Consider the following 25792-nt stretch of genomic DNA (forward strand, 5'->3'; position numbering starts at 1 on the left):
TGAATAAGTATTTACTATTTGAGCTTTACGAAGTATAACTTATTTCCATCAACCTTGTTTGTAAATGGAAGTGTTTTGGTCATAAAGCCACTATTGCCATTATCAACCACACCAAAATCATCATCGTTAGAAATGACTAAGATATTTCCTGGCAATAAGGCTAAACCTTCTGCTTTATCATGTGGGTACATTGTTGGCAGATCTTTTAATAAATCCAACACCAAAGTTTTAGTTACTGGAGTAATTCCTGCTCCCTGCAAACCTGTTAAGTTATTGAGTTCTTCAACAGTCTTATCACCATATAGCTTACCTGTCGCTCCATTTGCTGCATCAGAAATATCTGTGGCATTGCTCAGATCAATTTTAAATACCTTTTTAAAAGCTGCAGGGTTAGTAGGCGCACCTCCATAAAGTCCATCGCGTTCAATGGTTAAAAACGTAGTACTATTTACAGCAACAATATCACTTACTCCAGTTAATGTAATGTTATCCATTAGATACACATATTGTTTAGTAGCGCCCGAAGCAATATCAAAAGTTAAAATCCTTAGTACTGTTGAATTGGCCACCAAAGTTTTTGAAGGGTTGTACATGGGCGATTGCATAATGCCCACCAAGGTTTTCCCATCTGGTGTAATGGCTAAGCCCTCCATACCACGGTTAGCCCTGCGATTGGCAAATACAGCTGGTATTTTACGCCCACCAGTTCCGGTTCCAAAAGGATTAATGCGTTCAATTGTTTTTCCGTTTGCATCAAAATGAACGATATGTGGTCCATATTCATCACTTACCCAAAATGAACCATCGGCAGCTCTTACCAAACCTTCAGAGTCTATCCCATCAGCACTTGGTGCAATCAAACTTCCATTAAGGTCATAAGCAGTCTCCCCAGAGGCACCCATCCCAATAGGATTTGGCAGGCCATTCAGTTTTGCTCCGGCCTGGTTTTTCAGTTCGATAACCTGCTCTAGAACCAATTTTCCATCTTTTAACCTAAACTTTCCAATTTGTGGATCGAAATCTGGTTTACCAATAATGATCGAGTTGGCAATCTGCCCAGCCACATTAGAACCACGATCTGTTAACATATAAAATACGTTAGGATCATTAGCATCAACAGCTATGCCTGAGCCAAAACCACCATTGTATACTTTTACCCCACTTGTAGTGGTAAATAAAACGGGTGGATCAACAACTTCTGCCATTGCAGGATAAACAATAGGCAAAGTTTCTACAGGGTTCTTTTTACAAGCTGCAAACATCAAGGCAGCGATTGAAACTCCGGTAAGTAATTTTCTTTTCATATGATTTGAATGAGATTATCTTACAAGAATAAACCACTAGTGTAAATCTATCGTTAACACAAAAACAACAATAACATAGCCCCTAAACAAAGAAGGAACGCCAAATGACATTCCTTCTTTGTGATCTGAAACCAACTAGGTTAATGTTCAAAAAACTCCTCAGTGTAGCTGCCCATCATTCAGAAAATCCATATTCGGCATGCCAATTGGTGCACCTGGCGGAACTGCAATTGATGGAGGTGCCTGAAACTTACCAGGATCTGCCTTAAATGCATCCATTTGTACCAATGCAAACAACATGTTGGCCTTTAAATTTGGTTCGGCACCAGGTAGTTTTGCAGTGATAAAACCTTTTAACTCTTCTAGTTTCAATAAAGCTTGCCCTCTTACAATTTTAGAAGCATTACTACTTGCTGCCAATTGTAAAAGATACCTCATCACCTCGTTGTTTACCATGATTTGCAATTCGCCTTTGTAGCCTTCTGGCAAGGGTGCTTTCCACGTTTTTTCTAATAATTTATCTACTACAGCCATAAAGCCAGGCTGGCGACTGTCTCTCGCTTTATACTCAATCAAGCGTGCTGCACGCTCTGCATCTAACAAATAAGATAAAGTTGTACTCACTGCCGATTCTGCTGCTGCAATGGGGTCGAAAGTAGGGCCAGTATTGCCACTAAAGGTTTCTATGGATGATGGGTAACCCGAAGGACGTGGTGGAATTTTTGAGATCAACCCATCAGGCAATGCCAATGCTTCGGGTGTAATGGTTCCCATTAACGATTCAAAAGCACTCCATTGTGTGGCTGGATCTACCATTTTGGTTGGCACTTGTCCGTCATTTTTTACCGCATGCGTAAAGTACAATCCACCAACAAATTTGGCTACTGCCTCTATCTGGTAACGGTGCAATAGGTAAATGGGCACCAATACTTCTTCTAAAGTTGCCATTGGCGCACCTTGCGGAATTGCTTTCTCTGAAAATTCGTCCAATACTTTTCTGCGCACCTTCATGATATTGGCCATCTGTGCAATTGGGTCTTTGCCTACCTCCCACTGGTTCGAGTTTGGATGTACATTACCCCCAATATCTGGAATATATTCAAACCCTTGTTTAAGAGTCTCGTTCATAATCTTGTCCAACTCTGCATTTTCATCGGCTCCTTTTTTAAATTCACTATAGGCCCAAATCACAGAACGTTTATCCCAACTGCCAATTTCTTCCGTATAAGAATCAGAAATATCTATGGTACCATCTGCTTTCATTGAAAATTTCGGGAAAGGGTAATCCATTACCGAAGCACGGTCTTTTGGACTTGCAGCAAAGTTGTGATTGAAACCTAAGGTATGGCCAATTTCGTGGGCCGAGAGTTGTCTAATTCTTTTCAAGGCCAACTCTTCTATTTCTTTTGGCAATTTCTTTCCATCAATATAAGGTTGCAGCAAGCCAATAGTGATCAAGTAATCTTGTCTGTGACGATCTGAACCTAAAGTTACTACCCCTTTGATAATTTCGCCAGTTCGTGGATCGATGTATGAGGCTCCAAAAGAAAAGGCACGTGCCGGATTGCCTGATCTGGTAATCCAATTCACAATATTGTAGCGAATATCCATCGGGTCTGCTCCTTCTGGAAGTTCTTTTACTTGGAAAGCATTTTTAAAACCAGCTGCCTCGAATGCAGCATTCCACCAAGCGCCACCATCTAGCAAAGCTTTTTTGATGGGTTCTGGTACCCCACGAGATAAGTAATAAACAATAGGTTTGATTGGCTCACTCATGGCCGAGTTTGGATCTTTTTTGATCAAACGATGTCTTCTGATTGTTCTTTTCGTGATCGATTCTGACATCGGCGCAGAAAAATCCATATAACTGAATTGACCTGATGCAGAGCGTGGGTCGAATTTGCGCATTTGAAAACCTTCTTCTGGCAAAGCAATAAAAGATTGGTGCATGTTTACCGTAACTGCCGACGGGTCTGGGGCAATACCTCCACCACCACTTCCTACAAAAGTGATCATTGCCTCAAACTCGGTATTTAAGGGAAAGTTTTTGGTATTAGGTAGGTACACTACAGAACGTGTTTCGTCTAAGCGATAACCTCCACCTGCTGCACCTGCATTTCTCGAACCAGTTGAACCCAATCTGGAGCCAATTCCCTGACTATCGCGAACAATAAATGAGGTAAGATCGATCAAGTATTTATCATTTTCTGCAGCCACCGGAACAAACCCAAAAACTACTGATTTTGCAAAGTTGCTTTCTACTGCATTAATTTCGTCTTTGTTTTTAGAATCGGCTCTATAATTCATTACAGGTTGGATCAAAAGAATCTTAGTGCCTTCTTTTACAAACTTGAGCATAGCTGAAGAAGCCTGTCCGCGTTCAGGTCCTCCATTGCCCACACCAGTGGATAAAGAACTGAAGTATAAAAAATCCTGACCCAGTTTATCAACCTCTAACAAGATTTTGCCTGTTTTCTCATCATAATAGAAATTAAAATAGCCTTCAAACTTTTTTAATCCCTGCGTAGCTGAGGTAATGGTAGCGGTTGGTTTAACCTCCGTTCGATTTGGAGGGACGGATGATGGATTTTGTGCGTAGGATAATTGCCCCAAGGCCAATAACCCTATCACTAATTTGGTGGATAGTTTCATTACATAAAATGTTTGAGATGATTGATTTGTTGATTAAATAAATATATCAATATCTCTTAATTTTATTCGCATTTATTGCCTTCTACAACTAATCCTTTACAAAGGAAAACTGTCTAATCTATTAGTATATTTTCAATTTTAACCCTTCTAGCAAAGAAAACGGGTATTTTTTGAGGTCGATGGGTTTAACTGAAGAGCGATCATTTACATTCAATAGCTTTTCTTTTCCAACAATGTTTCCTTTAAAAGAATTTCCCTTCCATGTAACCGCTGCATATTGTGTTGGGCTTTTACTCAATACCGCTGTTGCACCATGTTGATATTGGATGATATTATTTTCAAAAACAACATGTTTAGGCACCCCATGTTCAATATCAACCAGCTCCATTTTTACTGAGTCTTTGGTGCTATTTAAAAAAACATTTCCCGAAACCAATGTACTATCTGTTACCAAGGCAAAATTGAATAAGCGTTTGCGTTTATTCCCATCGTTGATACTCAAATTATTTCTAATGATGCTATTCGTAGTCATTCTACTTTTTGCATTAATGGCATCAGAAATCACCAGCATAAAACCACCTTCATTGTCATGACTATAATTATTTTGGATAATGGTGTGGTTACAGTTCCCATCAATATCAAATGATTGTCCATCGTTAGACCAGTCTTGGTTTTTAGTATAGGCCACTTCATTATATTGAATAACGGTATTGTCACTACTGTGTGGCCATATGCCAACCGCATTATCTTTGGCTCTTGTTCTGACATGGAAGAGTTGATTGTGCTCTACTAAAGCTCCATCAAAAGCCTTTATCACTATTCCATCTCCGCCAATATCTTCAAGCTTGCAGTTTCTAATGATCAAGTTTTTATTGGGAAACCAATTGTCGCGAAAGCCAAAAGTACCATTGCCCCTTATCCCGTTCCGGTCTACTCTTTCTAATCTACAATGTTCGATCAACAGGTTCTCGATACGGCTGGGTTTTGGCCCTTGGCAGTCCCAGAAAATACCATGTCCTTCTTTACTGCCTTTTTTATTGTCTCCATTGATATCGTGTATATACAAATTAGAAAGCTGGATATTTGAAATCGTTCCGATATCTTCAGCCAAGATTCGTACGCCAGTTGGTCCTGTTTTTTGTTCTTTTACCTCTGGATCATGGTTAGAGAGGTCTAAATATTTGACGGAAATGTTACTCAGGTTATGAAGAAGTACCACGTCTCTAAACTTCCCTTCGGCAGCAATTTGAGGCAATGCCCCTTTGCCATAAGCGCTAAACACAATGGCTTGTGTTTTTGTACCCGAACCCTTAGGTACAAGTTGCCCTTTCCACTTTCCACCTCTTTTAAATAATACCTGATCTCCAGGCTGAAACACCTGAGCATTTACCTTGGCTAAAGTTTTCCAAGCCTGTTTTGAGCTTTTACCCAAATAATTGTCATTCCCATTTACGTTGTCTATAAAATATTGGACTGGTTTAACCACTCCATTTGCCAGCAAAGATATAGACATGCTCAGGTGGGCAACCATCAATAGCAAACCATAACGTACTAATCTTATCATTTTAAGGGCGCAATTGTTTTTCATAATTAAAGAGATTTAAAGATAGAAAGAGATGGCTAAAATCAAAAAAGTGCCAGATTGCGCTAAAGCTTTTCAAATGGTATAGGCCTATATCAACCCAATAACACATTGACTGAAAATCCATTACGCTATTGATTAAGCTAAACTAGCAGCTGCACTTGTGGCTCATAACCACTCTTTATGGCATTTACAATTGACTTAGGTGTTAATACGCTAACTTTTTTTGATAGTGATATGTGTTGGCCTGCTGCATATCCTTCAGGTGCCCATGGATAAATCATTTCATTGACAAAAAGATAAGCCTGCCCATCCATCTCAATAAAAACACCATCTGGTAAATCTTTCAAAATAGCTTCAAATGTGACTTTTTGTTCATTTTTAGCAATCCGTTCTTGGTGCATTACTTCATCTATTTTTCCGATAAGTGTTCGATGATCAAATCCAAAGTCAGGATTACCCATCAGCCAAGCTTTTTTAAAAAGAAGTGCGGCTTCACGCCTGCATTCAAAACAGGGCCTGTGTCCGGCTGCCAAAGCCGTAGCTTCATCTAAAAAGAATAATTCTGTCCATAAATTTGGCGCCATTATTTTTCTCTGCCTTCCTTTAAATGCCAACAGGCAAATGATCCAAGCTTTGTGTTTAAATGGTCGTAAAATAGTTTTACCTGTGCCATGTAATTGTCCACGGTTGCCTAACCATTTGCCACGGGCTTTGGTAGTTATCATATGGCCAAAAGGATTGACACGATTTTGGAGCATGAGGCTTTCTATTGAGTTTATGGTTGGCCTAAGTTATTCAAAAGCTTTAGCAATAAAAAAAGCTAGAATCAAAAAAGCTCCAGATTTCTCTGAAGCTTTTCAAGTGGTATGGGCCGGGATCGAACCGGCGACACATGGATTTTCAGTCCATTGCTCTACCGACTGAGCTACCGTACCTACTTCCCGTTTGGGATTGCAAATGTAGTGTCTTTTTTTGAAAGCTAAAACATTTTTTAATATTTCTTTTCTAAAAACATAAACAAAACCATATACATGCTATAAATCAACGATTTAGAAGCTTAAAAAAATCAACATTATTCATATCGATTCTAAATTTTTAATTTTATGCATGCATAGTAATCTATTTTAGGATTAAAACTTTTAACTTAGCCATACCAAGTATCACAATATAGATTATGGCCTCACAAATTATCTTTATTATTTTAACCCTAACAGGCGTTGCACTATTTGCTTATAATGCTCGAAAAGTAATTCGAAATATTAAAATAGGCAAAGCTGCAAACCGCAACGATCAACCTGGAAAAAGACTGATGACCATGCTCAAAGTTGCTTTTGGGCAAACCAAAATGGCGGTTAGACCCATCCCCTTCTTATTGCACCTAGTGGTTTATTTAGGTTTTGTGATCATCAACTTAGAGGTGTTAGAGATCATGATTGATGGTATTTTTGGCACACACCGTGTTTTTGCCGGTTTAGGTGGTCTTTATAATTTTCTGATTGGCTCTTTTGAGCTGTTGGCACTTGGCGTTTGGTTGGCCTGTGCTATTTTTCTAATCAGAAGAAATATTTTAAAACTGAAACGCTTTAGCGGAGTAGAGATGAAAAGCTGGCCAAAATCTGATGCCAATTACATCCTCATTACCGAAATATTATTAATGTCGGCATTTTTATTGATGAACGCAGCCGATGGCAAATTACAGGCCCTAAACGAGGGCCATTACATTAGTGCAGGTGCTTTTCCAGTAAGTGTTTACCTACAGGGTTTATTGCCAAGTGCAGCTAGCAGCTTGATCATGATTGAAAGATTTTGCTGGTGGTTCCACATTGTTGGAATTTTTGCCTTCTTAAATTACTTGCCTTATTCTAAGCATTTCCATATCATGTTTGCTTTTCCAAATACCTATTTCTCTAATTTGGAGCCAAAAGGCGAGTTTACCAATATGGCAAGTGTAACCAATGAGGTAAAAGCCATGCTCGATCCTTCTTTTGTTCCGGCAGAAACTGCTCCGGGTAAATTTGGTGCTAAAGATGTAAACGACCTGAGTTGGATCAATTTGATGAACGCCTATACGTGTACAGAATGTGGCCGTTGTACTTCGTCTTGTCCGGCCAACATGACGGGCAAATTATTGTCGCCACGCAAAATTATGATGGATACCCGTGACCGTTTAGAGGAAGTAGGCAAAAATATAGACAAACACGGAGCAGATCACCAAGATGGAAAATCTTTATTAGACGATTACATTACGCGTGAAGAGATTTGGGCCTGTACCAGCTGTAATGCCTGTACAGAAGCTTGCCCAATTAACATTGATCCATTGGCCATTATTGTAGAACTGCGTAGATTTGCCGTAATGGAAGAATCGGTTGCCCCTGCCAGCATCAATGCCATGTTGGGTAATGTAGAAAACAACGGAGCACCTTGGAAATATTCTCCGGCCGATAGATTAAATTGGGCGCAGGAAGGATAGTTTGCAGTTAACAGTTGGCAGTTTTCAATTGGATAAAGGAGCAAAGTATAAGAAATAGAGAGGATGAATATTTAGCAACAGGTCTTGATACTTGATACTAAATACTTGATACTAAAAAAGAGAAAAAATGAATATTTAGCAACAGGCCTTGATACTAAATACTTGATACTAAAAAAAAGATTAATAATTAGCATGCAAGTTTTGATACTTGACACTAAATACTTGATACTATAAATATGGAATTCAAAGTACCAACAATGGCCGAATTATTGGCCATGGGCGAAGAGCCTGAAATATTATTCTGGGTAGGTTGTGCTGGAAGCTATGATGAAAGAGCACAAAAGATTACAAGAGATATCTGCAAGATCTTGCATCATGTAGGAATTAAATATGCCGTGTTGGGTACCGAAGAAAGCTGTACCGGAGATCCGGCAAAAAGGGCAGGAAATGAGTTTTTGTTCCAGATGCAGGCTATGACCAATATTGAGGTATTAAATGGATACAATGTTAAAAAAATTGTAACAGGTTGTCCGCATTGCTTCAATACCATTAAAAATGAATATCCTGGTTTGGGTGGCACTTATGAGGTCATCCACCATACGCAATTGATCCAAGACCTAATTAACGAAGGCAAATTAAAGGCCGAAGGTGGCGAAAGTTTCAAGGGGCGCAAAATCACTTTCCACGATCCTTGTTACCTTGGCCGTGGCAATGGCGTTTATGAAGCTCCTCGTAAAGCTTTAGAAGTATTAGATGCCCAACTGGTAGAAATGAAACGTTGCAAAAGCAATGGCCTTTGCTGTGGCGCTGGTGGTGCCCAAATGTTTAAAGAACCAGAAAAAGGCAATAAAGACGTGAACATTGAACGTATTGAAGAAGCTTTATCTACCGAACCACAGGTAATTGCTGCTGGCTGTCCTTTCTGTATGACTATGTTGAGCGATGGTGTAAAATTAAAAGACAAAGAGCTAGAGGTTAAAGTTTTGGATATTGCAGAGATTACTGCTAGAGCGAATGGGCTGTAGTCTTCAGTCCATAGTCTAGAGTCGATAGTCTAGAGTCCATAGTCTAGATGTTTTTTTCGAAAGCCTTTTCATTTTTTAACAAGCTGCCAAAAGCTTATTGCTTGGTTAACTAAACCTGATGGGAGTGAACACGCTCCCGATGAATCGGGAGTAGTAAAACGGACAGCAGGGCTATCGTAGCCAAGTGTACTGAAACGTTGATTTACAAAATCTTATCCAACGGCAACATTTACCTTAGCCATGATGTCGTTGTACGCACCGTCCCAAAGTTGGATACGCTGTTGCAAAGAGGCGATGGTTTGTTCTTGGGCTTCTTTCCAAGATTGCTCATCATCTCCACAAAGTTTAGCCGTCATTTCTAAGGCCAAATGGCTATGATGATCGCCATCCACTTCAATGTGTCTTTCTAAATAATATTTAAAAATAGAAATGCTTTCTGGAAAGTTTTGGTGGATATCATTTACAATAGAAATGAACATTCCTGGAATAAGGTCTTCTCTACCGAAGGTAAAAACGGCCGATTGGAGATGGCTTTTGTTACTGTTGATCACCTGAAAGGTAAAATCAACAAATTCGCGAGCAGCAGTTGGCACCTCTGCAAGCTGAAATGCAGTATTGAAATTACCTGTTTCCTTTAAAGTAGCAATGAATTTTTCAATTGATGTGGTATCAGCTCCACATTGTAACATGGCATCTAAGTAAAGTTCAAAATGGCTTTTTCGCACACCGTAACTATCCACATCAGATTCCTCGCCAGCAACAATTTCATTAATTAAATATCTGGTATCTGCAGATCCCGTAGGGAACCAGGGCACACTTGTACAAGTTAAATTTTGTTGTAAAGACTTTAGCAACGACATGAAATCCCATACGGCATAAATATGGTATTGCATAAAAATTTTAAGGTCTTCTATTTCCTTAATTGCCCCATATACTTTATGATTGATAATTTGCGCTCTTAAAGGCGCTATTGCTTTTTGGATTTGCTCTAATTGTGCACTCATCTGCTGATCTTTTTACCTTAGTTTTTAAGATTTAAACTAGGCTGCAAAGATAGACCTTTTGCTATAAAAAGCTTATTTGTTTGCCGATAAGGTTGAACTGTTGACATTTCTCAAACTTTCGGCCAAGGCGTTCAATTGTTCTACATCGATATTTTTTAAAGGAATAACCATATAAGTGGTGGTAGAGTCGATCTCTCCTTTACGGTCATTACGTACTTGAACAATTACATCGTCATTTTTGGTACGCAGGTAAAGTTCACCTCTTTCTGCATTGCCATAATAATCTAGGGTTTTAAAACGTGATAGATTGAATGCATAATACTCCACTTTCCCATTGTTGTATACTTTGCGGTACCTGCAAAAGCCGGTGTTGGTAACATTCAGTTCAAATCGCTTTAGTTCTTTGCCTTGGGCTTCGCTATCGTGATACTTATTGAGCAGGTTTTGTATCACTACGGTATCATCTTCTGGCAAATCAAAACCAGAAAACACAATGAAGGTGAGCAAAGCAGAAAAGAAAACACACTTTTTTAAGTTCAATGTAAACTTTTTCATCAGCGAATATATTTAACGAACGTAATTTAAATAAAATGGTAAATTTGATCATGATTTTTTCTCCACAATCTAAAGTTTGGATTTACCAAAGTAGTCGTCAGTTTACCCTAAGCGAAGCTGAAGAAATACAAGGCAAATTAAATGCTTTTACAGCACAATGGAAAGCTCATGGCCATCAGCTCAATGCCAAAGCTGAACTGCCCTACCGTTTTTTCATTGTTTTAATTGTTGATCAAGATGCTGCATCAGCTACTGGTTGCTCCATAGATGCATCAGTTAGGGTAATCAAAGACATTGAAAACACCTATGGCGTAGATCTATTTAACAGGTTTAACATGGCCTATAAAATAGATGGTGAAGTTTTCGTGAATAGCAAGGAAGACTTTGAAACATTGATCACCATCAAAAAAATTACTCCAGAAACGATCGTATTTAACAACCTGGTACAAACCTTAGCAGAGTACGAACAGAAGTGGGAAATAGCCATTGCAGATAGCTGGCACAGTTCTATTTTTGCGGAGCAACTGAACGCTTAATCCTACTCTATTAAACATTAAGGGATTTTTTTTGTTATATTTAGTAACATCAAAAATCTATCTATGGCTCGTTGGCTCAAAATTTCTCTAAAAGTATTAGCCGGTTTGGTAACGCTTATCATTTTGGTATGGCTTGGTGCGGCTTATTATATCAACCATAACAATCAAAAAATATTAGCTACCATCTTAAAACAGCTTAACCAGAATGTAAATGGAAAAGTGGAGGTTAACAGCATGGAAACAACGCTATTAAGAGGTTTCCCTGGTGTTTCTGTTTCGTTAAAAAAAGTACAGCTTAGAGATAGCTTATGGGCAACACACAAACACGATCTTTTAAATGCAGCTGATATTGAAGTGTCTTTAAATATCTTTTCGTTGATTGCCGGAGACATCAAAATCAATAAAATTGGGATTAATAATGCCTCGATTTATGTTTATACCGACAGTACTGGCTACAGCAACACCAGCATGTTCAAGACTAATAACGAAACAAAAGTAAAGGACAAGAAAGAGCAAAAGGCTTTTCAGATCAAGCGTGTAGACTTTAACAATGTGAACCTAACGGTAGATAATCAGAAACGTTTTAAGCTTTTTCATTTCTTGGTAGATGAACTGAAAGGCAAAATTGATTATCCAGATTCAGGATGGAATGGAAACCTGAACCTTAAAACAGCCATTAAAAGTTTTGCATTTAATACCAGAAAAGGTAGTTTTTTAAAAGACAAAACACTTGAAGGTACTTTAATTGCCCATTACAACAATGAAACGAAGGTGGTGACCATCGATCAGGAAAAATTAAAGATTGGTGGCGATGATTTTTATATTGGCGCTAAAATAGATCTGGCGAAAAACGAATCGGCTTTTGCCATTGACGTAAGGGCTGATCAAATTTTGTATAAGAATATTTCCATGTTATTGGCCCCAAACATTTCTTCCAAATTGTTAAAGTTTGCCATTGATGAACCCATTGGGGTTGTTGGACATATTATAGACGATGGCCATAAAAACGGCACCGATCCGTTGATTGATGTGCGTATGACGGTAAAAAACAACACTGTTACCTTTCCATCAGGCCAATTGACCAAATGTAATTTTACAGGAACTTTTACCAATAGGGATACTGTGGGCAAAGCCATAGGCGATGAAAACTCTGCCATTCGTTTTTATGCCTTAACAGGCGATTATTACAATGCCCCATTGAAGGTTGATACTTTTGCCATTACCAATCTGGCTAAGCCCTTGGCCGCAGGTTTTGTAACCTCCCAATTTCCTTTAGAAAAATTAAACAGTTCTATTGGCGGAGAAACCTTTAATTTTAAAAATGGCACCGCCGATGTAAGGCTGTACTGCAAAACGGATATTGATAATTTCAAATTCACCAAACCTATTCTATCTGGAAATGTAGTAATCAAAAATGCGGACATCACCTATGTGCCACGAAACATGAAACTGGTAAACAGTTCCTTAACGCTCAATTTTAACCAAAAGGATTTAAACATCACCAATAGCAGGTTTCAACTGGGCAAAAGTATCGTGAACATGAATTGTTCGATCCAGAATTTTCTAAATTTCTATTATACCGACCCTGAAAAGATCTTGGTTGACCTTAAACTGAATAGCCCCCAGTTATCATTAAGTGAATTTATGTCTTTTTTAGGCCCCAGAAAATCTGTAAAACGAAAACCGCAAACCAAAAACTCCATAAAAGAAGTATCTGATCAGCTCAATGCCGTATTAGAAGCTTCAAAAATGAATATCCAACTCACCGTTAACAAAGCCATTTACAATCGTTTTGTAGCTACCAATCTAAACGCCAGTATTTCTTTAATGGGAAACGGTGTTTATTTCAATAAGATTAATGTAAACCACGCAGGTGGAAGTTTGAACCTGACTGGAAACATCAAACAATCTGGAGCCATCAATAAATTTGTGATCAATTCTGTAGTTAGCAGGGTAAGTGTAAAGGATTTCTTTTATGCTTTTGAAAATTTTGGCCAGAATTCTATTACCAACCAAAATTTGAAGGGTTATTTATCGGCCAAGGTCAATGCTTCGGGTAGCATTACAGAAAAGGGAGATATTGTAAAGCGGTCTATGTATGGCCAGGTGATTTTTAATTTGAGCGATGCTGCCTTAATTGGCTTCGAGCCGATAGAAAAGGTTGGAAAGTTTGCTTTCCCAAATCGGAATCTTTCTAATATTGTAATTGAAAAATTAGATGGCACATTGACGTTAAATGGCGACAAGATCAATATTAGTCCGATGCAGGTCAATTCTAGTGTGTTAAACTTTAATGTAAAAGGAGTTTATGGCCTCAGCAATGGCACCAATATCGCGATGGATATTCCGTTAAGAAATCCTAAGAAGGATGAAAACATTACCGATAAAGAAGAAAAGAAATTGGCTAGAATGAAAGGTATTGTTTTACACCTTAAAGCTGTAGAAGAAGGCGGAAAATTAAAAATTAGATGGAATAAGGACCATGATTAAAGAAGTTGAAGGTTAAAAGTTCAAGGTTCAAAGTTCAAAGTTCAAAGTTGTGGGTTTTATACTTTGCACTTTAAACTTTTAACTCTAGAAGTCAAGCGGGCCCAACCTCTGCATATTCCTCATGATCAAATACTGACGGTGTCTGATATAACCTGTTGGTTTTTTAGGTGTCCAGCGTAAGGGATTAGGGAAACAGGCCGCAATTAATGCTGCTTCACTTCTGGATAGTTTAGTACAAGATTTATGATAATAGGCTTGAGCAGCCGCTTCAGCACCATAAATGCCATCACCCATCTCTATTACGTTTAAATAAACTTCCAGAATGCGTTCTTTACTCCAGAGCAATTCAATCAACAAGGTAAAATAGGCTTCAAATGCTTTTCTAATGTAAGATCTTCCTGGCCATAAAAACACATTTTTGGCCGTTTGTTGAGAGATGGTACTTCCTCCCTTTACTTTTTTTCCTTTGGCGTTACTTGCATAAGCTTTTTCAATGGCCTTAATGTCAAAACCCATATGCTGTAAAAACAGTTGATCTTCTGCAGATACTGCTGCTCTTTTCATGTTATCAGAAATGTCTTCAAACTTTACCCATTTCTTCTCTATTTTGCCAGGTTTATCAGCAGCTTTACGCTCCCAATTTCGTTGGATCATTAATAAAGTAACTGGCGGATTGATAAAACGATAGGCCAAAACCCAAATTACCGTAACTAAGAAAAACCATAACAACACCTTACCTGCAATGAAGCCAATCCGTTTAAATAGAGGCTGTTTTGTTTGGTTGGTAGGTTTTGTTTTTCTTTTTGCCATGAGCACAAAGGTAAAGAAATTGAATAAAGTATTTAATCGATTGACTTTTTTATTAAAGTCGAGAAATGCTTTATCGACTTTATGACTGCAGATTTAAAATTGGCCAGGCCTCCGTTAGTCGGGATGTGCCATCTCGACTTTATGAACTACAAATTTAAAATCGGCCAGACCTATAGCCCACCATGGCCACGGTACAATTTTAATGGGCCGTCTAGTTTAACTTTGAGCACGGTTACATATTCATCCTGTACATTTGCAGGCACTGGGATATACACCAAACCCGGCACGGCGCTCCACGAAATTTTGCCCACAATTTTAGGATTTAAAACAGCTCCATTACCTACCACTGTAATCTTTTCTATTTTGTTCTGTAGGCCACGAATAGCAACCTGACCTGATACTTTACTGGGCAAAAACAAATACACCGTTGTAGAATCTTTCGATAAGGTTGAAGGTCCGTAGAAATGTCCCTGTGGCAAACCAGCAACAGTACTAAACACCGCTTCGCCATGCTTTTTATTCCATTTGCCCAATTCTTTTAAAATATGCACCTGCTCTTCTTGCATGGTTCCATCTGCCTTAGGGCCAATATCCAGCAATAAATTTCCTCCATTGGCAATCGCATCAACAAAAATGCTGATCACCTCGTAAGGTGTTTTCCAATTGTTATCGTTTAAATGGTAGCCCCAATTGTCGTTGGTGGTCATACAAAGTTCCCACCAGTTAAAAGCAGGCTTGCTTACCGGGAAATTCTGTTCTGGTGTTTCATAATCGCCATAACCTTGTAAACGACCATTAATAATAGTTTTTGGATTGTTTTTCAGTAAAATCTGTCTTACCTTTTGCGATTCCCATTCTTCAGCACTATGCTCCCAATCGCCATCAAACCACCATAAATCGGGGTTGTAATTTTGTGATAGCTCTTTCAACTGATTTTGAAAAAAAGAACGATAGCGGTTCCAACGAGCATAATCATCTTCAATTTTATAACGAACACTGTCTTTTAAGAACCCTGGATAATCTGGATGGCTCCAATCCAAGATAGAAAAGTAAGCCCCGCATTTGATCCCATTTTTCCGCAAAGCATCAAAAAAGGGTTTAATCAGGTCTCGCTTCGCTGGTGTATTATTCACCACATCATAATGTTTTTCTTTGGTATCCCATAAGGCAACTCCATCATGGTGTTTGGTAGTAATTACACTATATTGAGCGCCACTTTCCTTAATCAAGTCGGCCCAAGCCTGCGGATCGTAGTTCTTGGCTGTAAAACCACTCAGCTGTTTCATGTAATCAGCATAGCTAATCTTCTTGTTGTAAAAACTCCAGCTTTCGTCTACACCCCCAACAGAATAAATGCCCCAATGGATAAAAATACCCAATTTGGCATCGGCAAACCACTGCATTTTCTTTTCAATATCTGCAGGTTTGATTTTGGGTTGTGCCCAACTTGCAAAAGGCACCAAGCATAACATGAAGATGAATTTTTTCATAAGGTTATTGTTATTTATTTTACTTGTAGATTTCCTTTCAGTCTGAGATCTCTTGAAGAAGCACCCACCATGATCCTGAAATCGCCTGGTTCTACCACGGTTTGCATTTCCTTATTTAGCATGCTCAATAGCTCTGGTGTAATGTTAAAAGTTACTTGTTTACTTTCGCCCGCTTTCAAACGAACACGTTGAAAGCCCTTCAATTCCATTACAGGTCTGGCTACAGAAGATAACAGATCGCGAATATACAACTGCACCACTTCATCTCCATCTCTGCTTCCAGTATTTTTTAAGGTAAAGGAAAGTGTAGTGCTATCGGTTTTGGCTATCTGATTTTTACTCAAAGAGAAATTACTATAGTCGAAACTGGTATAACTGAGCCCGTAACCAAAAGGGAAGAGCGGCACACCAGAAAGGTTATTGTAATCATTTCCCCTACCAGTTGGTTTATGGTTGTACACCAAGGGCAATTGCGCTTCGTGCTGAGGAAAAGTAATGGGCAAACGTCCTGCTGGATTATAATCGCCAAATAGAACCGAAGCAACGGCATGTCCACCTTCTTCTCCAGGGTACCAAGCACAAGCAATGGCCTTCACCTGATCGGCCCAGGCATTCATTGTTACCGCACTACCCCCAACTAAAATTACGCTTACCGGTTTACCAGTAGCCGCCAAAGCTTTGATCAGTTCTTCTTGATGGCCTGGCAAAGAAAGCAGAGCCCGGTCGCTAAATTCGCCTTCGTTGATCCCCACCACAGCAATGGCCATATCTGCCGTTTTTGCCAAAGCAACGGCTTCTTGTATTTTTGTTTTCCAATCTCTCTTAACGTTCACATTCCAAACCAATTTGATGGTTGCATCGCCATTGGCTTCAAAAAACTCCACTCTTACAGCATATTGTCTTCCTTTTTCAAAATTATACTCTGTCAGCTCGCTATGATAAGATTGTTTGTTCCAACGGTTTACTATCAATTTATCATTAATGTACAATCGATAACCATCATTGCCTTCCAAACCGATCTTAAAACGACCAGTTGCTGGAGCAGTTAAGTTCCCTGTCCAACGTACGGCATAAAAATCTGAAGCTAATTCTGGCGATGGTGAAAATAAGGTCCAATGAAAATCAACCTGTGCATCTACCCTGCTCATGGCTGGTTTGCCTTTCATGTTGAGGTCACTAAAATAATCCGCTTTTAGGCCTTGCTTTCCATCTGTAGTTTTGAGGTAATTGCTTGAAACAACAACATAATCAACAGCAGTACGATCGGCTCCAAGGGCATATACAACTTTGGCTTGTTGGCCAGCTCGCTGTTTAATCCCTTCTAAAATGCTAATTTTAGCTGTGCCAGGACCACTGTAACCACCCATACGGGCTTCGTTGGCATCGGCTCCAAAAACAGCAATGGTTTTTGCTTTGGCCGTAATAGGCAAAGCTTGATTTTCGTTCTTCAACAATACAAAAGAAGCCTTAGCCGATTCCAGTGCCATTTTCTTGCTCTCTTTGCGCAGTTCATCACCCTTAAAATCTTCGTTGATGTAAGGTTTTTCAAAAAGCCCCAGTTCAAATTTGGCCCTGAGTACCCTACTTACTGCATCATTGAGTCGTGCTGTATCAATTTTATTTTCTAAAAAAGCTGGGATGAACAATTTATAGTGATCAAAATCGGTCTGAAAAATCACATCCAAACCGTTATTGATGGCATGTTCTCCACTTGCCGCATAATCTTTGGCCGTGTAGTGCAAAACCACTTCTCCACCTACTGCATTGGCATCAGAAATGACAAAGCCCTTAAAGCCCCATTCCTTTTTCAGTTTATCCATTAACAACCAATGGTTAGCAGAGGCAGCCGTGCCATCTAAAGAGTTATAGGCCGTCATGATAGAACGTGCACCTGCCTTTTGGATAGCTGCTTTAAAAGGCGGCAAATAGATTTCATCTAATAAACGCTCATTGGCATGAATGGGATAGCTATCTCTTCCCCCATCGCCAACATTGGCTATGAAATGTTTGGGTGTAGTAATTACTCCCATCTGCTCAAATGAACGCATAAAGGCCACACCCATGGCCGACGAAAGAAAGGGATCTTCTCCATAGGTTTCTTCTGTTCGGCCCCAGCGTACATCGGCAGCTATATTTACCACAGGCGACAAAATCTGACGAATACCTCGTTGCTTGGTTTCTTTGGCAATTTGAGTGGCTACTTGCTGCATCAGCGTGGTATCCCAAGTGGCCGCCAAACCAATAGCTTGCGGAAAAGCTGTTGCACCATCTCTTACCAAACCGTGCAAAGCCTCATCAAAGGCTATAATAGGGATGCCTAACCTACTCTGTTCTACAAAATATTTTTGGATGCTGTTGATTTTTTTGGCTACCAGTTGCGCATTCTCTTTGGTATTGTAACTGAGCAATTGCCCCGCAGCATCGCCCTTGGCGCCCGCACTTACCTGAAAACCAAAAATGCCATTTTTATATTGATCTGGCTTCGCATTATCCAGATCGCCCGGAATCATAAATAACTGCCAGAACTTTTCTTCAAGTGTCATTCTAGAAAGGAGGTCGCTTACCCGCTGTTCAATTGGAAGGTTTTTGTTTTTATAAGGTAGTGTTTGTGCAACCGATTGCATTACACAATATAACAAGCAAAAAAGAATAAATATGCGTTTCATAGGTTAATAGAGGGCATAAACAGAAAATAGCTTGAACCCCTGTTAATTTGGTTTGAGTTGGCTAAATATACATTATCTTCTTTAAAATCTTTTAAAATGATTTAATTCTTCCTTAGGTCTCAACAGCTCTAAATACCTGAGTTCAAAAAGCTATGATACGGATTCCAGTCTATTCAATGATGGTCTTTTTATCAAACCCAATGGCAAAGCCCATTTAATTCTAATGATTTTCATATTTTTGAATAGCGTACAATCATTTTATGCTTTTAAAGGAGATGTTTAACATTAAGCAACAGCTATTCAATAAAGACAATCTTAAAAAAGGTTTATTGGTATTGGTAGCCTTTGCAGTTGTTTTTACCATTTTTCAAGATTTCCTACATTCTAATTTCAACAAGTATAACTTTCACTTTTCCGAATCGCTTTTGTTCAAGTCTTTTTGGCTGCTGTTTCTCCCAATTTTACTATTGCAATTTAAGTTTCTAGCCATTTACCTCCATCAATTGCAAAAGAGAAAAGCTGTAGTTATTTTTTTGGCTGTTGCATTGCCTACCCTACTGCATATCATCTTATTTCCAATTATAGTTTGGGGTTTATCGGGTTTATTTTTTGACCATAGTTACCGCATTCAAGACACTTTGGGCTATACCTTAGCCGAAGACCTTTATAAATATGTTTTTGTATATGGTTTAGCAGCTTTAGTTTTCATATACAGACAAAGCCAACACCAAACAACAACACTCCCAACTGTGTTTCTTCAAAAAATAGTGATCAATACCGGAAGGAATTATGTAACCGTTCCGGTAGCAGCAATTTTGTTTATTGATACCTCAGCTCCTTACATTGCCATCCACACGCTGCAAAAGACTTACCTCCACACAGAAACTCTAAAATCTATCAGCGAAAAATTAGACCCTCAACAGTTTATCAGGGTTCATAAGTCAACCTTAGTCAATATCAGCGAAGTGCTTTCCTATAAATCGCGTTTAAATGGCGATTACGATTTGACCTTAAGCAACGAAGAAATGGTAAGGCTAAGCAGAAACTATGCACCTGCATTTAAAAAACTCATCCACTTGACCCAATAGTTCCACAGGATAACCTATTGGGTTTGCATCATCAGCGAATAGCTTGGATTTTTGGACAAAAACAAATCCATATGAGCATATTCAAACCTATTTATTACCTGATGGTAATTTCAATCTTAGCTATTTTCAGTTCTTGCAATGGGCAAACCCTACAACCTGCAACACAAACCAACACTAAACTGGTAGGTGGTTTTTGCGATGGCTGTGAACTTTTGTACGTTGGTTTACCTCAACAGGTCAACAGCGTTGACACCAGTGCCGGGTGGAAAGAAAAAGGACAGAAACTATTGGTTACAGGCATAGCCTACCAATTAGATGGCCAAACCCCTGCACCCAACACCATTATCTATTATTGGCAAACAGACAACGATGGATATTATTCGCCAAGACCTAACCTAGATAAAAAGGCTTTAAAACACGGACATATAAGAGGATGGGTGAAGACTGATAAAGATGGTAAATATGCAATCTATACCATACGACCAGCAACCTATCCAGACCGATCAGAGCCTGCACATATCCACATCGCTATTAAAGAACCACAACTCAATGAATATTATATCGACGAGCTAGTTTTTGATGACGATCCATTGTTAATTCCTAAGCGTAAGAAAACCCCATTTGAGAACCGTGGAGGTAGTGGGATCTTAAGAATTCTACTATCTGGAGACCTTCAGATTGCTGAACATAATATTATCTTAGGTCTGAACATTCCAAATTATCCAAAAACCAATACATCGGCAAAAAAATCTGGGCTTGAGGTGGGTGAAGATAATCCTTCATTTACACCATTTCATACTTGGGGGCCAGATAAAGGGACCAGAACTTGTCCGGTATGTAAATATGGCCGTTACCATGGCTTAGTCTATTTTGTAGGTAATCAACCGAATTGGGAAGAGATTAAAAAGTGGTTAACTTTTTTTGAACAGGAAAGTGCTGCCCGCAGCAAATATCTAAAGGCCTATTTTGTATATGGAAATGAAAATGGCTATCAAAAAGAGCAGCGGCAAAAAGAATTAGCGCAGATTGGGAAAGAATTGGGATTAAAATATATGGCCCTAACCTTTGTGCCATCCATGCAAGATAAAGAAAGTGAAGTCAATTTAAACAAGATCAATCCAAGGGTAGAAAACACGATCATCCTTTATAGGCACCGATCCATTATTGCAAAATTTATAGACCTTAAACCAGAAGAGAAAAATTTTAAGCATTTAACCGACCTCTTAAACAAGACCAAGAGTTCATTCTTCGACCTGCCAGAACCTGTTTACCATTGACATTGCATAGATAACCCTTTATCTTGTCTCATTTACGTCCCAAAAATTGAAATTGCAATGTGTAAGTTTGTATAGCTACCAAATCTCAAATTGTATGGCTTCGATAAAAACATTAAAAATCTGCCCAAAGGGACATCGTTTCTATAAATCGAGCGACTGCCCCTCCTGTCCGATTTGTGAAAATGAACAAAGACCAGAAACAGGATTTTTATCTTTATTGAGTGCTCCTGCAAGAAGGGCATTGGTTAATGCTGGTATCACCTCATTAAACCAACTTACAACATATACACCCAAACAGGTTTTAGCGTTTCACGGAGTTGGGCCAAGCACCATCCCGATCCTTAGGGAAGCTTTAGCACAACAAAATCTGGATTTTAAAGCATAAAAAATGGCTAAACCAACAGCACAAGAACAGGTTAATGCGCATATTGATCAACTTGACCCTCAAATTAAGGATACGATTGCTTATTTGAGAACTTTTATTTTGGGCATTGACCCTGAAATTGGCGAGCAGATTAAATGGAATAGTCTGAGTTTTTACTATACTGGAGAGATGAAACCTTTTGATCCCAAAACCTATCAAAGAGACCTTTTGGTGTGTAATCTGCATAAAGGTAGGATTATGCTGGTTTTCCCAACTGGTGCTCGAGTTGAGGATAGTTCTGGGCTACTGGAAGGCAAATATACCGATGGAAGGAGAATGGTAACCTTTAAAGACTTAGATGATGTGAAGGCCAAAGAAAATGACCTAAGGTCTGTAATCAAAAAGTGGTTGGATCTGATTGAGAAATAAGTTTCTTCCATTGATGTAATTCTGAGTGCAACGAAGAATCTTTATTGGAGAATGTATTTTGTTTATAGACCCTTCGACAGGCTCAGGGTGACAATCTATCTAGGTTGGTTGGTTGGGATTTTATAAGTTGGTCGGGATTTACAATCTCGACCACAAAACTATAAGCATAAAAAAACCGTTCTTGAAATTCAAGAACGGTTTTTAATATCTGTGTAGATTAATTATTCAGCTACTACTTCGAAAGCAACTTTCACTTTCACTTCTTTGTGCAAGTTTAAGTTAGCTACATATTCACCAACCATTTTAGGTTCAGTTTCGAAAGTAATACGACGACGGTCTACATCAAAGCCTTTAGCTTTTAATGCGTCAGCAATCATAATAGTGTTTACAGCACCAAAAATCTTACCTGTTTCGCCAGCTTTAGCACCAATGCTCAATTTAACATCAGTTAAACGCTCAGCAATACCTTCAGCATCTTTCTTAATTTTATCTTGTTTAAAAGCAGCTTGCTTTAAGTTTTCTGCCAATACTTTTTTAGCAGATGGTGTAGCCAATTGTCCAAAACCTTGAGGAATTAGATAATTACGACCGTAACCTGGTTTTACTGTAACGATATCATCTTTTTCACCTAGTGATTTGATATCTTGCTTTAAAATAATTTCCATTCTCTGCGCTTATTTTAATTGGTCAGTAACGAAAGGTAACAAACCGATGTGACGTGCACGTTTAACCGCTTGAGCCACTTTACGTTGAAATTTCAATGAAGTACCAGTTAAACGGCGAGGTAAAATTTTACCTTGATCATTGATGAATTTTAACAAGAAGTTTGCGTCTTTATAATCGATATATTTAATACCATTTTTTCTAAAACGGCAATATTTTTTTCTGTTATCGTCCACTTTTGGAGCGGTAACATATTGTATTTGATCTTTTGCCATTATGCTCCAGCCTCCTCTTTCTTAGGTTTTTTGTTAAAAGCACCACTGCGTTTTTTCTCGCTATAAGCGATCGCATGACGATCTAATCTTACAGTTAAGAAACGTAAAACACGCTCGTCGCGTTTCAATTCTAGCTCTAACTTGTTAATTAATTCCCCATCAGATTTGTATTCTGTAAGGTGGAAAAATCCGCTTGCTTTTTTTTCAATCGGATACGCTAATTTTCTCAAACCCCAATTATCTTCAGCGATAATTTCGGCTCCGCTATCAGTGATAATGCCTTTGAATTTAGCTAAAGCCTCTTTCGCAACATCTTCTGATAACAACGGGGTAAGAACGATAACAGTTTCGTACTGATTCATCTTTGTTATTTAATGTTATTTAAAATTTAATTTCCGTCCTATAAAACGGGATGCAAATGTAGCAATATAAATCTAAAAATCAAACCTTTAATTCTAAATTATATCAAAATTCCATAACTAAAGTACCATGACCACTATAGACACTCCCAACAAATTTAACTCGATGACATTAAATAGTTTTGATTGAATATGCGCTCCGTTGCGCAAAGTCTATCTAAAACATTAACACATTAACAGCTAGATTAACTAAAATGTAATTATTTATTCTTAAAATTAATTTTATTGTTACTTTTATAGCGCTCTCGGATATGAAATTAATAACCACCATATTAACAAGCATTATTTGTTTGTTATTCTTAGCTGTACATGCACAACCTGTAGCAGGTAATGGCTGTATGACAACCACTTCTCCAAATCGGGTTTACCAACAAGCACTTGCTAATTATAATGGTTTACCAACGTATAAAGGATATAGTGCACAATATTCCGAATGGACCCCACAAGCAGACATGTCTACCTACCCTTGTTTTACTTGGAACCAAACTTCTTCTAACGGTTGTTACATCAAAACAGGTTCTGGTAATAGCAGCTCTAAATACAAACTGGGCAATTATGGCAATTTTACAGGTTCTGCGGCTACAAGCTGTCCAATAGACGATTATATTTTTCCTTTTGCCATGCTCATGGCTACCCTCGCTTACTTCCATATTAAAAGAAAACCGTTTCAATCTTTTCTGGAATAGCACAATTTAAATGTTGATTGACAAAGGGTAGATTTCAATCCACCAACCTAACTTTTCAACATTCAAAAATTTCAATATTTAAGCTCAACAAAAATTCCTATTTTCGTTGCGATGGAAAATTTTATCGTTTCGGCACGTAAATACCGTCCAGCTACCTTTGAAACCGTAGTTGGACAGCAGCACATTACGGGTACTTTAAAAAATGCCATCAAAAATAACCAATTGGCACAAGCATTTTTGTTTTGCGGTCCACGTGGCGTAGGTAAAACCACCTGTGCTCGTATCTTGGCCAAAACGATCAACTGTACCAATCTTACCCCAGAGCAAGAGGCTTGTGGCACCTGCGAATCTTGTGTTTCTTTTCAAACAGGACACTCTTTCAATTTCCACGAACTTGATGCAGCTTCGAACAACTCTGTTGACGACATTAGAAGTTTAATTGAGCAGGTTAGGATACCACCACAAGCAGGCAAATACAAAATCTATATCATAGATGAGGTGCACATGCTTTCGGCAAATGCATTTAATGCTTTTCTTAAAACATTAGAAGAACCACCTTCTTATGCGATTTTTATTTTAGCCACAACTGAGAAACATAAAATTCTGCCAACTATTTTATCACGTTGTCAGATTTTTGATTTCAACCGCATACAGGTAGAAGACATTGCCAGCCATTTGAATAAAATTGCCGTTCGCGAAAACATCTCAGTAGATAGCGATGGACTCCATATTATTGCCCAAAAAGCAGATGGAGGTTTGAGAGATGCGCTTTCTATGTTCGACCAGATTGTAAGTTACACCAACAAAAACCTAACCTACAAATCGGTAATTGACAACCTGAACATTTTAGATTACGATTACTATTTTAAGCTAACGGATTATTTAAGCAGCGGAGATGTAAGCCAAACCTTATTGTTATTTAATGAAATTTTAAATAATGGTTTTGATGGCAATAACTTTATCAATGGTTTAGCCAGCCACTTTAGAAACCTATTGGTTGGTAAAGATGCCCAAACTGTACAACTGCTTGAAGTTAGCGAGAATATCAAACAAAAATACCTGGCACAAAGTAGGTCAGCAGATCTAGGCTTTATTTTAACTGCATTAAATCTGGCCAATCAATGCGACCTGATCTATAAAAATAGTAAAAACCAACGTTTACAAGTAGAGTTATCGCTCATTAAGATGTGTCACATCCCATCGGTAATCCAACTTGCACAACAACCCCATACAGCAACTGACACAGATCAGGATAAAAAAAAAACTTTAGTTAAATCTGAGCAGAAGGGAAGTCAAGAAGACCAAAAGTCGGGAAGTCCAGAAGTTAAAAGTGTTGAAACTGCTTCTATAGCTGATCTTCAAAGCTTTGTTGAAAAGGAAGACCTACAAGATTTGCCCAACCATTTAGCCATTCCCTTACCAACTGTTGTCCCGCCAATTGAAGCCAGGCCCAAACCTAGCCAACCAACAAGTGGTTCTATCAAAATACAACCTTTAAATACTGGAAACATTTCTTCTTTAATTCCATCATTAACAGATTTGGAACGTGTTGCACATGGTGAAGAAGAAAAGAAAGGCCCACAATATATTTCAGGTAACGAAAAACAACAGTTTACAGAAGAACAGTTTTTGGCCTTATGGAACACTTATACCCAAAAGGCAAGAGAAGATGACAAGATCCATCTTTATACTTTAATGAACAATGATCCGATTTTAAATGGGACAGAAATTACGGTATTGGTAGAAAACTTGGCTTTAGAAAGCACTTTACAGAATGAAAAAGTTGAATTACTGAATTTTCTTCGTGCGGAATTGAAGAACTTTGACCTGCAGATTGTATCTAAAAGAGCCGAAAACACCCAGAAAAAACGCATCTATACTAATAAGGATAAATACACTTATATGGTAGAGAAAAACCCACAATTAGAAGATTTCCGTAAACGTTTTAACCTAGATATTCACCCCTAGTCAGTTCGCAGTTTTCAATTTTCAGTTAGCAGTTCA

The 25792-nt window shown here is 38.5% G+C and carries 22 protein-coding genes and 1 tRNA gene; 10 read left to right on the plus strand and 13 right to left on the minus strand.

Features of this window, described 5'->3' with window-relative positions; all coding sequences use genetic code 11:
• Nucleotides 1–14 precede the first annotated feature (14 nt).
• The 5 genes from AQF98_RS12500 to AQF98_RS12520 form a co-directional block, all read right to left on the minus strand.
• A complete protein-coding gene (locus AQF98_RS12500; RefSeq protein ID WP_055132293.1) occupies nt 15–1304 on the minus strand; it encodes an esterase-like activity of phytase family protein in 1290 nt (429 codons plus the stop codon).
• Nucleotides 1305–1463: 159 nt separating this feature from the next.
• Nucleotides 1464–3956, minus strand: coding sequence for a zinc-dependent metalloprotease (locus tag AQF98_RS12505; RefSeq protein ID WP_055132294.1), 2493 nt, complete (start codon nt 3954–3956; stop codon nt 1464–1466).
• A gap of 121 nt (nt 3957–4077) precedes the next feature.
• Nucleotides 4078–5520, minus strand: a complete 1443-nt coding sequence (locus AQF98_RS12510) for a right-handed parallel beta-helix repeat-containing protein (protein ID WP_161805868.1) — start codon at nt 5518–5520, stop codon at nt 4078–4080.
• 161 nt (nt 5521–5681) lie between these two features.
• The gene (locus AQF98_RS12515; RefSeq protein WP_200911874.1) at nt 5682–6266 is read right to left on the minus strand and encodes a hypothetical protein; all 585 of its coding nucleotides are present in this window, start codon (nt 6264–6266) and stop codon (nt 5682–5684) included.
• A 137-nt stretch (nt 6267–6403) separates the two neighbouring features.
• Nucleotides 6404–6476: transfer RNA gene (locus AQF98_RS12520), tRNA-Phe, on the minus strand.
• A 239-nt stretch (nt 6477–6715) separates the two neighbouring features.
• Between AQF98_RS12520 and AQF98_RS12525 the strand changes: the two genes are divergently transcribed.
• Together AQF98_RS12525 and AQF98_RS12530 are read left to right on the plus strand one after the other, a co-directional pair.
• Complete coding sequence (locus AQF98_RS12525; RefSeq protein WP_055132297.1) at nt 6716–8011, plus strand: (Fe-S)-binding protein; 1296 nt, start codon at nt 6716–6718, stop codon at nt 8009–8011.
• A gap of 236 nt (nt 8012–8247) precedes the next feature.
• Entirely contained in the window at nt 8248–9036 is a 789-nt protein-coding gene (locus tag AQF98_RS12530) for a (Fe-S)-binding protein (protein WP_055132298.1), read from the plus strand.
• A 212-nt stretch (nt 9037–9248) separates the two neighbouring features.
• Here AQF98_RS12530 and AQF98_RS12535 read toward each other — a convergent pair whose 3' ends face one another.
• Nucleotides 9249–10040, minus strand: a complete 792-nt coding sequence (locus AQF98_RS12535) for a DUF3050 domain-containing protein (protein ID WP_055132299.1) — start codon at nt 10038–10040, stop codon at nt 9249–9251.
• A gap of 72 nt (nt 10041–10112) precedes the next feature.
• Entirely contained in the window at nt 10113–10595 is a 483-nt protein-coding gene (locus tag AQF98_RS12540) for a hypothetical protein (RefSeq protein ID WP_055132300.1), read from the minus strand.
• A 35-nt stretch (nt 10596–10630) separates the two neighbouring features.
• Here AQF98_RS12540 and AQF98_RS12545 point away from each other — a divergent pair, with 35 nt between their 5' ends.
• Together AQF98_RS12545 and AQF98_RS12550 are read left to right on the plus strand one after the other, a co-directional pair.
• Complete coding sequence (locus AQF98_RS12545) at nt 10631–11131, plus strand: ABC transporter ATPase (RefSeq protein WP_235524226.1); 501 nt, start codon at nt 10631–10633, stop codon at nt 11129–11131.
• 63 nt (nt 11132–11194) lie between these two features.
• Nucleotides 11195–13621, plus strand: coding sequence for an AsmA family protein (locus AQF98_RS12550; protein WP_055132301.1), 2427 nt, complete (start codon nt 11195–11197; stop codon nt 13619–13621).
• 84 nt (nt 13622–13705) lie between these two features.
• On the opposite strand, the gene mtgA is transcribed toward AQF98_RS12550, so the two are convergent.
• The 3 genes from mtgA to AQF98_RS12565 all read right to left on the minus strand — a co-directional run bounded on the left by mtgA (nt 13706) and on the right by AQF98_RS12565 (nt 18587).
• Nucleotides 13706–14431: a monofunctional biosynthetic peptidoglycan transglycosylase gene (mtgA, locus tag AQF98_RS12555; RefSeq protein ID WP_055132302.1), complete on the minus strand. Its 726-nt coding sequence runs from the start codon at nt 14429–14431 to the stop codon at nt 13706–13708.
• 170 nt (nt 14432–14601) lie between these two features.
• Nucleotides 14602–15921 (minus strand): alpha-L-fucosidase, encoded by a 1320-nt coding sequence (locus AQF98_RS12560; RefSeq protein ID WP_055132303.1) that lies wholly within the window; start codon nt 15919–15921, stop codon nt 14602–14604.
• A gap of 14 nt (nt 15922–15935) precedes the next feature.
• A complete protein-coding gene (locus AQF98_RS12565; RefSeq protein WP_055132304.1) occupies nt 15936–18587 on the minus strand; it encodes a glycoside hydrolase family 3 N-terminal domain-containing protein in 2652 nt (883 codons plus the stop codon).
• A 275-nt stretch (nt 18588–18862) separates the two neighbouring features.
• Between AQF98_RS12565 and AQF98_RS12570 the strand changes: the two genes are divergently transcribed.
• The 4 genes from AQF98_RS12570 to AQF98_RS12585 all read left to right on the plus strand — a co-directional run bounded on the left by AQF98_RS12570 (nt 18863) and on the right by AQF98_RS12585 (nt 21745).
• On the plus strand, nt 18863–19675 hold the full coding sequence (locus AQF98_RS12570; RefSeq protein ID WP_161805869.1) for a LytTR family DNA-binding domain-containing protein: 813 nt from the start codon (nt 18863–18865) through the stop codon (nt 19673–19675).
• Nucleotides 19676–19746: 71 nt separating this feature from the next.
• A complete protein-coding gene (locus AQF98_RS12575; RefSeq protein ID WP_055132306.1) occupies nt 19747–20952 on the plus strand; it encodes an intradiol ring-cleavage dioxygenase in 1206 nt (401 codons plus the stop codon).
• 94 nt (nt 20953–21046) lie between these two features.
• A complete protein-coding gene (locus AQF98_RS12580) occupies nt 21047–21337 on the plus strand; it encodes an RNA polymerase alpha subunit C-terminal domain-containing protein (protein WP_055132307.1) in 291 nt (96 codons plus the stop codon).
• A gap of 3 nt (nt 21338–21340) precedes the next feature.
• Complete coding sequence (locus tag AQF98_RS12585; protein WP_055132308.1) at nt 21341–21745, plus strand: DUF1801 domain-containing protein; 405 nt, start codon at nt 21341–21343, stop codon at nt 21743–21745.
• Nucleotides 21746–21966: 221 nt separating this feature from the next.
• Here the strand turns inward: AQF98_RS12585 and rplI are convergent, their stop codons facing one another.
• Genes rplI through rpsF form a run of 3 tightly spaced genes read right to left on the minus strand, consistent with a single transcriptional unit; the run spans nt 21967 to nt 23045 of the window.
• Entirely contained in the window at nt 21967–22410 is a 444-nt protein-coding gene (gene rplI, locus AQF98_RS12590) for a 50S ribosomal protein L9 (protein WP_055132309.1), read from the minus strand.
• 9 nt (nt 22411–22419) lie between these two features.
• Nucleotides 22420–22683: a 30S ribosomal protein S18 gene (gene rpsR, locus AQF98_RS12595; protein ID WP_055132310.1), complete on the minus strand. Its 264-nt coding sequence runs from the start codon at nt 22681–22683 to the stop codon at nt 22420–22422.
• Nucleotides 22683–23045 carry a 30S ribosomal protein S6 gene (rpsF, locus tag AQF98_RS12600; RefSeq protein ID WP_055132311.1) on the minus strand — a complete coding sequence of 121 codons (363 nt, stop codon included), beginning with the start codon at nt 23043–23045 and terminating at the stop codon, nt 22683–22685. Before rpsF ends, rpsR begins: the two co-directional genes overlap by 1 nt.
• Before the next feature lie 308 nt (nt 23046–23353).
• Between rpsF and AQF98_RS12605 the strand changes: the two genes are divergently transcribed.
• Nucleotides 23354–23788: a hypothetical protein gene (locus AQF98_RS12605; RefSeq protein WP_055132312.1), complete on the plus strand. Its 435-nt coding sequence runs from the start codon at nt 23354–23356 to the stop codon at nt 23786–23788.
• A gap of 111 nt (nt 23789–23899) precedes the next feature.
• The gene (locus AQF98_RS12610; protein WP_055132313.1) at nt 23900–25756 is read left to right on the plus strand and encodes a DNA polymerase III subunit gamma/tau; all 1857 of its coding nucleotides are present in this window, start codon (nt 23900–23902) and stop codon (nt 25754–25756) included.
• Nucleotides 25757–25792 lie beyond the last annotated feature (36 nt).

The sequence above is a fragment of the Pedobacter sp. Hv1 genome (genome assembly GCF_001412215.1).
GTDB lineage: Bacteria > Bacteroidota > Bacteroidia > Sphingobacteriales > Sphingobacteriaceae > Pedobacter.